Source organism: Pseudomonas sp. W5-01 (assembly GCF_046540435.1).
Lineage (GTDB): Bacteria > Pseudomonadota > Gammaproteobacteria > Pseudomonadales > Pseudomonadaceae > Aquipseudomonas > Aquipseudomonas graminis_B.
Map to the genome: position 1 here is coordinate 711,527 of NZ_JAXCIP010000001.1, position 13,701 is coordinate 725,227.

11 protein-coding genes and 1 pseudogene are annotated in these 13,701 nt (G+C 61.7%); 3 read left to right on the forward strand and 9 right to left on the reverse strand.

Going from position 1 to position 13,701, the window contains the following annotated elements; genetic code table 11:
- The 3 genes and pseudogenes from copC to SLW75_RS03105 form a co-directional block, all read right to left on the reverse strand.
- Window positions 1-387, reverse strand: a complete 387-nt coding sequence (gene copC, locus SLW75_RS03095) for a copper homeostasis periplasmic binding protein CopC (protein WP_369319047.1) — start codon at window positions 385-387, stop codon at window positions 1-3.
- A gap of 231 nt (window positions 388-618) precedes the next feature.
- Window positions 619-1,674: a methyl-accepting chemotaxis protein gene (locus SLW75_RS03100; RefSeq protein ID WP_410933799.1), complete on the reverse strand. Its 1,056-nt coding sequence runs from the start codon at window positions 1,672-1,674 to the stop codon at window positions 619-621.
- A 72-nt stretch (window positions 1,675-1,746) separates the two neighbouring features.
- Window positions 1,747-2,256, reverse strand: a pseudogene (locus SLW75_RS03105) (MCP four helix bundle domain-containing protein); the annotation flags it as partial.
- Window positions 2,257-2,892: 636 nt separating this feature from the next.
- Between SLW75_RS03105 and SLW75_RS03110 the strand changes: the two are divergent.
- Window positions 2,893-4,215: an OprD family porin gene (locus SLW75_RS03110; RefSeq protein WP_410933506.1), complete on the forward strand. Its 1,323-nt coding sequence runs from the start codon at window positions 2,893-2,895 to the stop codon at window positions 4,213-4,215.
- A 224-nt stretch (window positions 4,216-4,439) separates the two neighbouring features.
- Here the strand turns inward: SLW75_RS03110 and SLW75_RS03115 are convergent, their stop codons facing one another.
- From SLW75_RS03115 to gcl, 3 genes are all read right to left on the reverse strand, one after another.
- Complete coding sequence (locus SLW75_RS03115; RefSeq protein WP_410933507.1) at window positions 4,440-5,342, reverse strand: 2-hydroxy-3-oxopropionate reductase; 903 nt, start codon at window positions 5,340-5,342, stop codon at window positions 4,440-4,442.
- A gap of 123 nt (window positions 5,343-5,465) precedes the next feature.
- A complete protein-coding gene (hyi, locus tag SLW75_RS03120) occupies window positions 5,466-6,248 on the reverse strand; it encodes a hydroxypyruvate isomerase (protein ID WP_410933508.1) in 783 nt (260 codons plus the stop codon).
- Window positions 6,249-6,298: 50 nt separating this feature from the next.
- Window positions 6,299-8,074, reverse strand: a complete 1,776-nt coding sequence (gene gcl / locus SLW75_RS03125) for a glyoxylate carboligase (RefSeq protein WP_410933509.1) — start codon at window positions 8,072-8,074, stop codon at window positions 6,299-6,301.
- A 108-nt stretch (window positions 8,075-8,182) separates the two neighbouring features.
- Between gcl and SLW75_RS03130 the strand changes: the two genes are divergently transcribed.
- Entirely contained in the window at window positions 8,183-9,091 is a 909-nt protein-coding gene (locus SLW75_RS03130; protein WP_410933510.1) for a LysR family transcriptional regulator, read from the forward strand.
- Window positions 9,092-9,298: 207 nt separating this feature from the next.
- Here SLW75_RS03130 and SLW75_RS03135 read toward each other — a convergent pair whose 3' ends face one another.
- Window positions 9,299-10,063 (reverse strand): 2-keto-4-pentenoate hydratase, encoded by a 765-nt coding sequence (locus SLW75_RS03135; protein WP_410933511.1) that lies wholly within the window; start codon window positions 10,061-10,063, stop codon window positions 9,299-9,301.
- Between the two features lie 139 nt (window positions 10,064-10,202).
- A complete protein-coding gene (locus SLW75_RS03140) occupies window positions 10,203-11,114 on the reverse strand; it encodes a LysR family transcriptional regulator (RefSeq protein WP_410933512.1) in 912 nt (303 codons plus the stop codon).
- A 222-nt stretch (window positions 11,115-11,336) separates the two neighbouring features.
- On the opposite strand from SLW75_RS03140, the gene SLW75_RS03145 reads away from it, so the two are divergent.
- Window positions 11,337-12,224 carry a DMT family transporter gene (locus SLW75_RS03145; RefSeq protein WP_410933513.1) on the forward strand — a complete coding sequence of 296 codons (888 nt, stop codon included), beginning with the start codon at window positions 11,337-11,339 and terminating at the stop codon, window positions 12,222-12,224.
- Between the two features lie 11 nt (window positions 12,225-12,235).
- Here SLW75_RS03145 and SLW75_RS03150 read toward each other — a convergent pair whose 3' ends face one another.
- Window positions 12,236-13,513 (reverse strand): MFS transporter, encoded by a 1,278-nt coding sequence (locus SLW75_RS03150; RefSeq protein WP_410933800.1) that lies wholly within the window; start codon window positions 13,511-13,513, stop codon window positions 12,236-12,238.
- Between the last annotated feature and the right edge of the window lie 188 nt (window positions 13,514-13,701).

Genomic DNA, 13,701 nt, shown 5'->3' on the forward strand with positions numbered 1-13,701 from the left:
TTATGGCGTCACCTGAAATCGGTAGGTGCCTTCGCTCTTGTGGGTGTCCACCGACACGGCGTGCCATTCCACCTTGTATGTGCCCGGGACCATCGGCACGGCGGGGGTCACGATCAGAACTTTCTGGTTATTGGGATCGGTTTCGACGTTACGCGTCTGGATGATTTCAGTCGGCGTATCGGGGGCGTCCAGGCTGATGACCACTTTGGTGAATGTGGCTTCGACGCCTTCGGAGAAGACCAGGCGCAGCTCTTTGGGCGCGCTCACTTCGCTGTCGGCAGCGGGCTGCTGGCTTTCAAGATGGGCGTGGGCGAAGGCTGCAGTGGAGGTCAGACAGGCCAGCAGGGACAGGCAGGAGAGGGCGTGTTTGAAACGTTGGGCAGACATCGGCGGGACCTTTGCTTGGTGGCAGTTGCAGCGAATGGATGACGGAATCGACGACGGTCGACTCGGGATGACCGGATCGCTACTAGACCAGAAAGTGCAGAAGGACTCCAGCGATTAAGCCGGGTGCGCCGTCAGGATCGAGACGCTGTAGGGGGGCAGGCAAGGGAGCCGAGTGATGCAGTGATCATGCAGCAAATGGCTGCGCCGCCTGCGCGACGCAGCCCTGGGCGGTCAGACCTTGAAGAAGCTCACGCGGTCGGTGAGCACGTCGGCCAGGGTCGACAGCTCGCGGCTGGACCGGGCCACCTGATTGGAGCCGACGGCGGTTTCCAGCGCCGCATCGTGGATGCGGTTGATGTTGACGCTGACGTCGTCGGCCACCGCCTGTTGCTGCGCGGCGGCGCTGGCGATCTGCGCGTTCATGTCGTTGAGCGCGCCCACTTCGTGGCGGATCCTGACCAGCGCGGTTTGCGCTTCGTGGGTCTGCTCGACCGTGCGCTGGGCCATCTCGCGGCTTTCGCGCATCAGGTCGGCGGTCTTCACCGCCCCGTTTTGCAATTGACCGACCATGTCGCGGATTTCCTGGGTCGATTCCTGGGTGCGGTTGGCCAGGGAGCGAACCTCGTCGGCGACCACGGCAAACCCGCGGCCTGCTTCACCGGCGCGGGCGGCCTCGATGGCAGCGTTGAGCGCCAGCAGGTTGGTGCGTTCGGCGATGGAGTTGATCACCGCCACCACGTTCTCGATGGCGCGGCTGTCGCTGGACACCTGGCCGACCGAGTCAGCGGCGCTTTCCAGCTTGCGCGCCAGTTGGTCCATCGCCTGGGCGGTGCCTTCGACCACGCGTTTGCCGTTCTCGACCTCGTCATCGGCGGTCTGGGTAGCATTGGCGGCCTGATTGGCGTAGCTCGCCACTTCTTTTACGGTGGTCGCCATCTGATTGACTGCAGCGGCCATATGCTGGGTTTCGCTGGCCTGGAGGCGCATCTGCTCGCTGTTGCTGTCGGAACTGGATAGCAGCTGTGCGGAAGAGTGGTTCAACGCCGCCGCAGCCGAACGCACTTCGGTGATGGTGGCCGACAGGTGCACATTGGTCGCCTTGAGCGCGCCCATGACGCTGTCGGGATAGGCCGTTTCGATCTTGTCGGTCAGTTCGCCGGCCGCCAGACGACGGATCGAAGCCGCCACTTGATGGGGTTCTGCGCCCAGGGTCGATTTGAGGCTGCGGATGATCAGCAGCGAGGCAATGATGCCCAACACCACGGCGATGCCGGTCGCCAGCAACATCAGCGAAGCGAATTGCGAGGCGGTGGCCCGTACCGAAGTGATGTGTCCACTGATGGCCGCTTCTTCGAGGTCAATCAGTGCGTTGATGCGGGCGAGCCAGTCCTTGTAGGCGCCCGACACTTGCTCCATCAGCAGCGTCTGGGCCTGGTCGATTTCACCTTGCTGGCGCAGCTTCAGCAGTTTTTCAGTGGCGCTCAGGGAGGTGCGTTCGGCCGCTTTGATGTTGGCCAGCAGCTCTTGCTCACGGGGCGACGCGCCCTTGGTCTGGTAGATGCGGTCCATGGGCGCCGCGGAGGCCTGATAAAGGCCGTCGAGGCGCTCGATGTCACGCAAATGCGTGGCCAGCCCGGCGTCGTTGCGCACCAGCACGGCGTCGCGCAGGGCAATGGCGCGGTCATGGACGCTGCCCCGGAAATTGATCGCGTAGCGCTGTTTGATGGTGGCGTCCTCACTGACGTCGGTCAGTGCGGATTCCATTAGCCGGACCCGGTTAACGCCAACCAGCGTGACCAGAATCATCAGCGCGAGAACAAGCCCGAAGCCCAATCCCAGGCGCTTGGCGATCGAAAGATTTTTGAACATAAAAGGCACCTGAAATAGGGGGCGTTAATGATATTGGAACGCCATTACTTGGTGCGCTTTATATCGGACTTTCTACGACGTTGCCTAGAGAATTTACCTATCGAATCAATAGTGTCCGTTGGTACTTTCAGAGGGAATTTTTCGACCGCTTCATGTTCCCGGCGAATTGTTTGAACGCTCGACCCGCCAGGAATAAAAAAAGCCACCGCACTGGCGTGAGGTGGCTAAAAGTCTTACCAAAGGAATGATGAAGCGGAGCATGATTCGATTGCCTGACGCTGCGGAGTCATCCGGCAATCGAGTCGTGTTCTTCATCGCCGACGACGGTAACATCCGTTCAAAGTTTTCGACTATTACGAAGGTTGATAGTGACTATCAAGACTGGTTGGGAACCCCGCCGGTTGGATAGTGCTACAAGATTTTCGGCCTTCAAGTGCGTGTTTTACCGTGTGTAGAATGTGCATCAACAATAATCAATGTGCTCCTTTGGCTGGAACAGCCGTCCAGTCACTGGCATGTGTGTTTCGTTTCCATCTGCCGCAACGCCCGCTCCAGCGCTGAACCGTATGAATTTCAAACAGCGACCCGCATCCAGGCGGCGCCCGCGCTGGGCTTTAATCGAGACAGGGGACAACAATGACTTTCGTAAAATGGAATCTGATGACGCTGGCGGTTTCGCTGGGTGTCAGTCAATTGGCAACGGCAGCGGTTGTCAGTGATCAATCGGAGGCCAAGGGCTTCGTCGACGACAGCAGTCTGACTGTTCATCTCAAGAACTACTATTTCAATCGGGACAACAAGAACGGCAAGGACGACAGCAAGGACTGGACCCAGGGCGTGCTGGGTAATTTCAGTTCCGGCTTCACCCAGGGCACCGTTGGTTTTGGCGTTGACGCCTACGGTTATTGGGGCCTGAAGCTCGATGGCGGTGGCGGGACCACCGGCACCGGCAACCTGCCCGTGGACAGCCACGGTAATCCGCAGGATGAATTCGGCACCGCCGGCGGTGCGCTGAAGATGCGCATCTCGAAGACCGAATTGCGCTACGGCAACCTGCAGCCCGAGGCGCCGGTGTTTGCCGCAGGGGGGTCACGCCTGTTCCCGCAAACCGCGACCGGTTTTAACCTGCTGAGCAGTGATATCGCCAATCTGGACCTCGATGCCGGTCATTTCACCAGCAGCAACGGCCCGGTCACGACCAACAATGATCACGGCATCTGGGCGGCGTATGCCAACGTTGAAGCCAGCAGCATTGATTACGCGGGCGGTAAATATGCGCTCAGCGATAATCTTTCGGTCAGCCTTTACGGATCGGACCTCAAGGACGTCTGGCATCAGTACTACGCCAATGCCAACTACACCTTGCCGATCTCTGATCAGCAGTCGTTGAACGTCGATTTCAATATCTACCGCACCAACGACAGCGGTGCCGCCAAGGCGGGGGATATCAACAACACGACCTGGTCGCTGGCGGCTGCCTATTCATTCCTGACCGCTCATACCGTGACGCTGGCGTATCAGAAAGTGCATGGCGACACGCCATTCGACTATGTGGCCTTTGGTAATAACGGCGGGGGCGACACTGGCGATTCGATACTGTTGGCCAACTCGGTGCAGTACTCGGACTTCAACGGGCCGGGTGAAAAGTCCTGGCAGGCGCGCTACGATCTGAATATGGCAAGTTACGGTGCGCCGGGTTTGAGCTTCATGGTTCGTTATATCCACGGTGATGACATCGATGGGTCCCACGTTCCGTCGAACAGCACGTACACCGGTTATGGCGATGACGGCGACCACCACGAAACCAACCTGGAGGCGAAGTATGTCGTACAGTCCGGCCCGGCCAAGGACTTGTCCTTGCGCATGCGTCAGGCCTGGCACACCGCCAACGGCGATCAGCCCGATGGCGACGTGAAGGAATTTCGTTTGATTGCGGATTATCCGATCAATATTTTCTGATCGGGTGGCGGGGTGATTCGAATCTCCGCTATATGAAGAAAGCCAGGCTGTCCGAGAGGACGCCTGGCTTTTTTGGTTGTGTCATTCGCCGAGACAGGTGTCGGCAGGGCGGGCCTCTTCCCGGCTAAAGCCGGTCCTACGAGAGTCAGCGGCGTGTGCGTCGTAGGACCGGCTTTAGCCGGGAAGGGGCCGGTATGGCCAACACACCTCTCGATGCCAGTCAGTCAGTCAGGCCTGTGATCACCCCGAATCGAAAAATTCGCCATGTGCTCCAGGCCCTTGATCAGCCCCGAGTGATCCCAGCCACTCCCACCCAGCGCCGCGCAGGTGCTGAACACTTGCTGGGCATTGGCAGTGTTGGGCAGGTTCAGCCCCAATTCCCGCGCGCCTTCCAGGGCCAGGTTCAGGTCCTTCTGATGCAACGCAATCCTGAAACCCGGGTTGAACGTGCCTTTGATCATCCGCTCGCCATGGACTTCCAGAATCTTCGACGAGGCAAAGCCCCCCACCAATGCGTCGCGCACCTTGGCCGGATCAGCGCCGTTTTTCGACGCAAACAGCAGGGCTTCAGCCACCGCCTGAATGTTCAGCGCGACGATGATCTGGTTGGCGACCTTGGCGGTCTGACCGTCACCGTTGCCACCGACCAGGGTGATGTTCTTGCCCATGGCCTGAAACAGGGGCAGGGCGCGTTCGAAGGTCGCCTGCTCGCCGCCGACCATGATACTCAGCGTGGCCGCCCTGGCGCCGACTTCGCCGCCGGACACCGGCGCGTCGAGGTACTGCGCGCCGGTGACATTGATTTTCTCGGCAAACGCTTTGGTCGCCGAAGGTGAGATCGAGCTCATGTCGATGACCACCTTGCCGGCTCCGGTGCCTTCGCTCAGTCCGTTTTCGCCGAACAGCACGTCATTCACCTGCGGTGTGTCCGGCAGCATGACGATGACGAATTCCGCCTCTTGCGCCACTTCCCGCGGGTTGGCCAGCACCGTTGCGCCGCCGTCCACCAGTGACGCGGGCGGGGCACTGAAATGCCGGGAAAGGATCAATTGATGACCTGCCTTCTGCAGGTTTTCTGCCATGGGCAAGCCCATGATGCCGGTGCCGATGAATCCGATGTTAGCCATAGAAGGTGCCTCTGGTTGTTGTTGGGGAGCAAGCGGCAAGCTTCAAGCCGCAAGCTAGAAGCCTGACTGCGTTCGTCCGGCTGGCAATGCGTGAAGCTTGAAGCTTGAAGCTTGCCGCTGACTTCAGATCAAATTATGGGTTTTCAGCCAACCAAGCCCCGCTTCGGTGGTGGTCAGCGGCGTGTATTCACAGCCGATCCAGCCGCGATAGCCGAGCCGGTCCAGGTGCTTGAACAGAAAGCCGTAGTTGATCTCGCCGGTGCCGGGCTCATGCCGACCGGGGTTGTCCGCCAGTTGCACGTGGCGGATCGCCGGCAGGTGGTTTTCGAGGGTGCGGGCCAGGTCGCCCTCCATGATTTGCATGTGGTAGATGTCATATTGCAGCGACAGATTGCGGCTGCCGACCTTCTCGCGAATCGCCAGGGCCTGGGCGGTGGTGTTCAGGTAGAACCCCGGAATGTCCAGGGTGTTGATCATTTCCATGACCAGATCGATGCCCTGGGCTTGCAGGCGGTCGGCGGCGTACTTGAGGTTGTCGACGAAAGTCTTCTCGATCAGCCCGTCGTCGAACCCCTGGGGCTTGATCCCCGCCAGGCAGTTGATCTGGGTGTTGCCGAGGACCTTGGCGTAGGCGATCGCCAGGTCAACGCCGGCGTAAAACTCCTCGACCCGATCGGGGTGACAGGCGATGCCGCGCTCACCCTTGGCCCAGTCGCCGGCCGGCAGGTTGAACAGCACTTGGGTGAGTCGGTTGCGGTCCAGCTCGGCTTTGATCTGCGCAGAACTGAAGTCATAGGGAAACAGGTACTCGACACCGCTGAAACCGGCGCCGGCGGCGGCTTCGAAGCGGTGCAGAAACTCAAGTTCGGTGAACAGCATCGACAGGTTGGCGCATAAACGTGGCATGACGTACTCCTTCTAGTGCTGGGCTCTGTTTCTTGAATAACCGGGTGCGGTCAATCCAGCAGGCTGATGGCGGTAGGGGCGTCGGCGCGGGTTTCGGCCAGGGACTCGAATTCGTTGATGGCGTTGATCTCGGTGCCCATCGCAATGTTGGTGACGCGCTCGAGAATGATCTCCACCACCACCGGCACGCGGTGCTGCTGCATCAGGCTCGACGCTTCGGCGAAGGCGGCCTGCAGCTGCGCCGGGTCAAGCACGCGGATCGCCTTGCAGCCCAGGCCTTCGGCAACCGCAACATGATCGACGCCATAGCCTTCCAGCTCAGGCGCGTTGATGTTGTCGAACGCCAGCTGAACGCAGTAGTCGATGTCGAAGTTGCGCTGGGCCTGACGAATGAGGCCCAGGTAGGAGTTGTTCACCACCACATGGATGTACGGCAGCTTGAACTGCGCACCCACGGCCAGTTCTTCGATCATGAACTGAAAGTCGTAGTCCCCTGACAGCGCGACAACCTGGCGGCTCGGGTCAGCCTTGACCACGCCCAGCGCCGCCGGAAGGGTCCAGCCCAGGGGGCCGGCTTGTCCGCAATTGATCCAGTGACGCGGCTTGTAGACGTGGAGGAATTGCGCGCCGGCAATCTGCGACAGGCCGATGGTGCTGATGTAGCAGGTGTCCTTGCCGAAGTACTGATTCATCTCCTCGTACACGCGCTGGGGCTTGACCGGGATGTTCTCGTAATGGGTCTTGCGCTGCAGCGTGCGCTTGCGTTGCTGGCAGCTGGCGAGCCAGTGGCTGCGGTCCTTCAGTTTGCCGGCGGTGTGCCACTCGCGCGCCACTTCTATGAACATCGCCAGCGCTGCGCCGGCGTCGGAAACGATGCCCAGATCCGGCGTCAGCACGCGGCCGATCTGCGTCGGCTCGATGTCAACGTGGATGAAGGTACGCCCTTCGCTGTACACCGAGACGGTGCCGGTGTGGCGGTTGGCCCAGCGGTTGCCGATGCCCAGGACCAGATCGGACGCCAGCAGCGTCGCGTTGCCATAGCGGTGGGAGGTCTGCAGCCCGACCATGCCGGCCATCTGCGGGTGATCGTCGGGGATCGTGCCCCAGCCCATCAGCGTCGGGATCACCGGAATGCCGGTCAGCTCGGCGAATTCCACCAGCGCGTCCGACGCATCGGCGTTGATGATGCCGCCACCGGCCACGATCAGCGGACGCTCCGACGCGTTGAGCATCGCCAGGGCTTTTTCGATCTGCTTGCGGCTGGCCTGGGGTTTGACCACCGGCAGCGGTTCGTAAGCGTCGATGTCGAATTCGATCTCGGCCATCTGCACGTCGAAGGGCAGGTCGATCAATACCGGGCCGGGCCGGCCGCTGCGCATCAACTGGAAGGCTTTCTGGAACACATACGGCACCTGACCGGGTTCCATGACGGTGGTTGCCCATTTGGCCACCGGGGCTGCGATGCTGGCGATGTCCACGGCCTGGAAGTCTTCCTTGTGCATCCGTGCACGGGGTGCCTGGCCGGTGATGCAGAGAATCGGAATCGAGTCGGCGGAGGCTGAATAGAGACCGGTGATCATGTCGGTGCCGGCCGGGCCCGACGTACCGATGCACACGCCGATGTTGCCGGCGATGGCACGGGTGTAACCCTCGGCCATGTGCGAAGCGCCTTCGACGTGGCGCGCCAGCACGTGGTCAATGCTGCCGAGTTTCTTGAAGGCGGCGTACAGCGGGTTGATCGCGGCGCCGGGAATTCCGAAGGCGGTGTCGACGCCTTCGCGACGCATCACCAGAACGGCGGCTTCGATGGCTCTCATGACGGTCATTTGTTAGTCTCCTGAACTCGATAGTTTTTGTACGTAAGCAGCCTGATTTGAATCCGATGCTTTGTGAATGGCTGTTTTTATCCGCTCTATCGGTATCTGGAGTATCGAATGGATCGTTACACGGAATTGCGCAGCTACGTCCTGGTGGCCACCCGTGGCAGTTTCGCCGCCGCTGCGCTGGTGGAGGGCGTGACGCCGGTGATCATGGGCCGGCGGCTGAGTGCGCTGGAGGATCGGCTGGGCGTGAAGCTGATTCATCGCTCGACCCGGGGCCTGACCCTGACCGATGCGGGCGAGTCGTACCTGGAGAACGCCAAGCTGGTGCTCCAATCATTCGAGGAACTGGACGCCAGCATCAGCGAGAACGAAAGCAGCGTGCGGGGCCACTTGGTGGTTTCGGCGCCGGCGGGGTTTGGCCGTCAGCACGTCGCGCCCCATGCGCCGGAATTTCAGGCGCGGTTTCCGGATTTGCAGCTGTCCTTCAACCTGACTGACAACGTGGTGGATCTGGTGCGTGAGGGTTATGACATGAGCATCCGCATCGGCGAGGTGCTCGACCCCAACTACGTCGCCATCAAGCTGTACGCCAACAAACGCGTGGTCTGTGGCTCACCGGCCTATTTCGCGGAGCACGGATTCCCCCGGGTGCTTGAGGACCTGGCGCAGCACAATTGCCTGTCGTTCAACCTGCAGGGCGGGCAGCATCGCGGCTGGACCTTCCAGCGCGAGGGCAGGCCGGTGGCGATCAAGGTCGCGGGCAATCTGTATTGCAACGATGGTGAGCTGTTGTATGACTGGGCCAAGCGCGGGCTGGGCCTGAGCTGGCGCTCGACGTGGGAGATTCAGAACGCAGTGGAGAGCGGCGCGCTGGTCACCGTGCTGGATGAATTCGCCTTGCCCAGTTACGACATCCAGGGCGTTTACCCGCAGCAGCATTACCTGCCGGCGAAGGTGCGGTTTTTCATCGCGTTTCTCAAAGAGGTGTACAACCGACCGGGGTATTGGCGGCAGGGGTGAGCCGTGATTCCCTGGGCGCCTCAATCAAACGCTTCCCGGCTGAAGCCGGTCCTACACCTCCGCGCCCGACGCAACGATGTGCCGTAACGCAAATTCCTGGTAGGACCGGTTTCCGCCGGGAAGGGGCCGTAACTGGCGCTAAAGCCAGGTTGAATGCACAGACGTCTTCCCGGCTGAAGCCGGTCCTGCCATTGGCGACCCAGGAACTTAAATCAACTCCACCGACACCACCGGCAGCCCGCGAATCTCGCCCACCGCCAGACCCGGCCCGCGGGTCTTGTACATCCCGGTATAGGAACCGGTCGTGATCACCATCTCCGGCGTCACGCTCATCCCGTTCTGGGTGTGGTGATTGACCAGCCACGGCAGCAAGCGCCGAGGGTCACCGGCCGGATTCGCCCCGTCCCCCGGCACGATGTCTTCGTCGCCATAGGTAAAGCTCAGCGCAGGCTCGACGAACGGGAAGCTGGCATCGTAATCAACAAATTCGCCAACAATCAGCGCGCCGTGGTTGAGCAGGTCGCCCAACGCCAGCAGCGGTTCGATCTTCGGCCAGGCGGCAAAGCGGCTCGACACCACTTCAATGGTCGCACCCATCGTCTGGATGCTGCCCAGCACTTCGTCATCCGAATACGCCTCATCGCGAGGTGCGAATTCGCGACCCAGCCGAAAGGCGATCTCCAGTTCCAGAATCGGCGACGGATAGTCGATGCACTCCACCTGGCTGCCGCTGGCAAAAATACCGTCATCCGGCAGCAGCGCGCCATTGATAGGCCCGGTCGGCGATTTGGCGCCGACCTTCCAGCCGCCCACTGAGGTCTCGCGTAGGCGCAGAATCTCGCGTTGCAGCGCGTAGGCACTGGCCGCATCGACGGGCGCGTACTCAGGGCGGATGTCGGTGATTTTCTGACCGGCGCCCATGGCGTCGACGATCAATTGGGCAATGTTCGCTGGGTGAGACGATGGATTCACGCGGATCTTCCTTCAGACAATTGATGGAAAGCGCCCCGATTCCGTTGCCGGTCAGGCGAGGGACGGCGGAGCCAGCGTGACTACTCTAACCCTATTTCGGCCGGTGGGCCGAGGCTGGGCTGCGGACCCGTGCCCGCACTCAAACTCGCCCGGCGCTGTACGCCAGGTCCGCGCGCAGACGCTGAACGCAGAAATCAACGAACGAGCGCACTTTGGATGAGCCTCTTCGGCCTTCGACGTAGACCACGTAAACCGGCATCGGCGTGACCTCGAAGCCTTCGAGCACGGCGCGCAACGTGCCCGCCTGCAGGTGTCGGCGAATCTGGTAGGACGGCACCTGAGTCAGGCCCCAGCCATCAAGGGCGGCATGAGTGGACGCCGTGAACGAGGTCATTGCCAACCGCGATTGCACCTTCACGTCCTGGTGCTGGCCGTCGATGCGGAAGGTCCACGCGGGGCTGCGGCCGGTAATCATCACGGAAACGGTTTCGCGCTCAATGAGCTCGTGGGGATGCCGGGGAGTGCCATGGGCCTTGAGGTAAGCGGGGGAGGCGCAGACCATGCGCCGGACGCTGCCGACCTGAATGGCGGTCATCGTGGAGTCGGGCAACTCGCCGATGCGCACCGAGACGTCGATGCCTTCTTCCAGCTGCCCGGCGATTCGGTCCATTAACAGGCCGCGGATCTGCACTTGGGGATGCTGGTTCAGGTACTCGGTCATGACCGGCGTGACGTGCAGGTCGCCGAACACTTGCGGCGCGGTAACGGTCAGCAACCCACGCGGCGTCCCATGAATGCCGGCGGCGGCGCTCTCGGCCTCCTGCAGATCGGCCAGCAAGCGCCGGCAGTCGTCGGCGAAACGCACGCCGGCTTCGGTCAGGCGCAGCTGCCGGGTGGTGCGCACGATCAGCAAGGTGCCGAGCCGTGCTTCCAGCTGCGCGACGGCCCGGGTGACGGTGGCCGTGGACACGTTCAGGTTGCGCGACACCGCCGCGAAGCTGGGGCCTTCGGCAACGGCGGCGAAAAGGGTCATTTCCTGAATGCGGTCCACTGAGCGTCCGTTCCGAGTCAACGAGAGCGGCAGTCTGCGGCAAATCCGGGCAAGCGGAAAGGCCTGATCCAGACGGTCAGAAAAACACCCGGGCGGTCATGTTTGCTTGGTGCTCCGGCGACGCCTTCTATATTCTTGCTGACGCTGGACGCCTCGAACGAAAGCCGGCGCTCGACACGGCAAGGGACAGACCCGCATTCACGCACGGCCAAAGGAACGCAGATGAGCACCACCAGCACGCCGCTCTCCGGCGTCAACCAGCCATTGAAGGGCATCGCACTGATTCTGTTTGCGACCTTTCTGTTTTCCAGCCATGACACGCTGTCCAAATACCTCTCCGGCATCTACCCGATCATGATGGTGGTCTGGGTGCGCTATGTGGTGCACACCGGGCTGATGGCGTGCATTTTCATGCCCTCGGCGGGCCTGCGCGTGCTGCGTACCAAGCGCCCGGGGCTGCAGGCGTTGCGCGCGGTGTGCCTGCTGGGCACAAGCTTGTTGTTCACCAGTGGCCTGATGTTCATCCCGATCGCCGAAGCGACGGCGGTCAACTTTCTCGCGCCGCTGCTGGTCACGGCCTTGTCGGTGCCGCTGCTCAGAGAGACGGTCAGTCGCGGTCAATGGATCGCGGTGCTGGTGGGTTTCAGCGGGGTACTGGTGATCGTGCACCCCGGCGGCGAGCTGTTTCGGCCGGCGGTGTTACTGCCGCTGGGCTCGGCGTTCTGCTTCGCCTGCTACCAGTTGCTGACCCGTCTGGTCGCGGCCCACGACAGCCCGACCACCAGTAACTTCTTCGCCGGTCTGTTCAACAGCCTGTTGATGAGCGCCATCGTGCCGTTCTTCTGGCAGTCACCGGAGTGGAAGCACATTCCGTTCATGCTGGCGCTGGGCACCTGCGGCATGGTCGCGCACCTGATGCTGACCCAGGCCTTCCGCTTCGCTGCACCGGCCATGCTGGCGCCGTTCGGGTACTGTCAGATCGTCTTCGCCGGCTTGTGGGGCTACATCGTGTTCAACCATTCGCCATCCCTTGTCGCCCAGGCCGGCATCGCGATCATCTGCCTCAGCGGCCTGGCGGCGGCGTGGCAGCAGCGCAAGAAGGGCGGTTGACGACGGCGGGTTCATGACCTGCGCGGCGCCATGAAATACATCCAGATCAACGCAATGAAGTACATCACCGGGATCAGGGTGAACAGCACGCTGTAGTTATTGTGCGTCGCGGTGAGGACCGCGCCGACGATCTGCGTCATGAACATGCCGCCGATGGCCGCGCACATGCCGCCGAAGCCGAACACCGTGCTGATCATGTGCCGGGGCGTGTAATCCATGACCAGGCTCCAGATGTTCGCCGTCCAGGCCTGATGCGCACCCACCGCCAGGGCGATCGCCGTGACGGCCACCCACAGACCGCTGGCGTTGGCGGCGAACACCACGCCAATGATCGTCAGCGCGAACACCAGCATCGACAGAAAGCGTGCGGTCATCGGCCGCATGCCCCGGCCGATCAGCCACGAAGACAGGATCCCGCCCCCGACACTGCCGAAGTCGGCGGTCAGCCAGATCAGCATCAGCGGGATGCCCATCTGCGTCACGCTGATGCCGAGGTTGTATTGCTGATTCAGAAACGGCGGCAGCCAGTACAGGTAAAACCAGAACACCGGCGCGGTGAGGGCGTAGGCGAGGGCAAAGGCCCAAGTGCCGCGCATTTTCAGGATGCGCGAGAGCGGTACCTTTTCCCCTTCAGGCTCCGTTTCAGGGTCGGCATCGCTGTGGATGTAGGCGCGCTCACTGGCACGTACCGTCGGATGGTCGTGGGGATTGAAATACTTCAGCCGCCAGGTGATGACCCAGGCCAGCCCCAGCGAGCCCATGCAGATAAACGCCGCCTGCCAGCCCCACACGGTCAGGATCAGCGGCAACAACGCAGGCGTGACCATGGCGCCGACATTGGTGCCGGCGTTGAAAATACCGGTGGCCACGGCGCGTTCTCCGGCCGGGAACCACACCCGGGTGACCTTGACGCAGGCCGGGTAATTGGCGGCTTCGGTCAGGCCCAGAATAAACCGGCAGACCATGAAGCCCGCCGCTGATGTCGCCAGACCGTGGGCGCCCGTGGCGAGACTCCACAGCAGCACCGCGAGGAAGAACGCGCGCTTGACGCCGACCCGATCAATGAAACGCCCCTGCAGCAGAAAACCGATGGCGTAACCGACCTGAAACCAGAAGTTGATGTTGGCGTAATCCATCGCCGTCCAGCTCATCTGCTCCGCCAGAATCGGCTGCATGACGCCCAGTGCCGCGCGGTCGATGTAGTTCAGGGTGGTGGCGAAGAACACCAGTGCCAGCATGCCCCAACGGGTTTTGCCGACGGCCAGGGCGCCGCGAATCTTGTCGTTCATGCCGGCATGGGGCGGCGCAGGGCGGGAGGCGACCGGGGCAGGCGAAGCAGAAGGGGAACGCATAAGCATCAAGCCTGTTTTGAAATTGTTATGGTGGTGTCCGCGCGGCCAGGGCAGTGGCCCTGCAAAGCGTCATACAACTAACCGTATGGTTCATTTCATTTGATGTCATGTCCAACGGCGCGAAT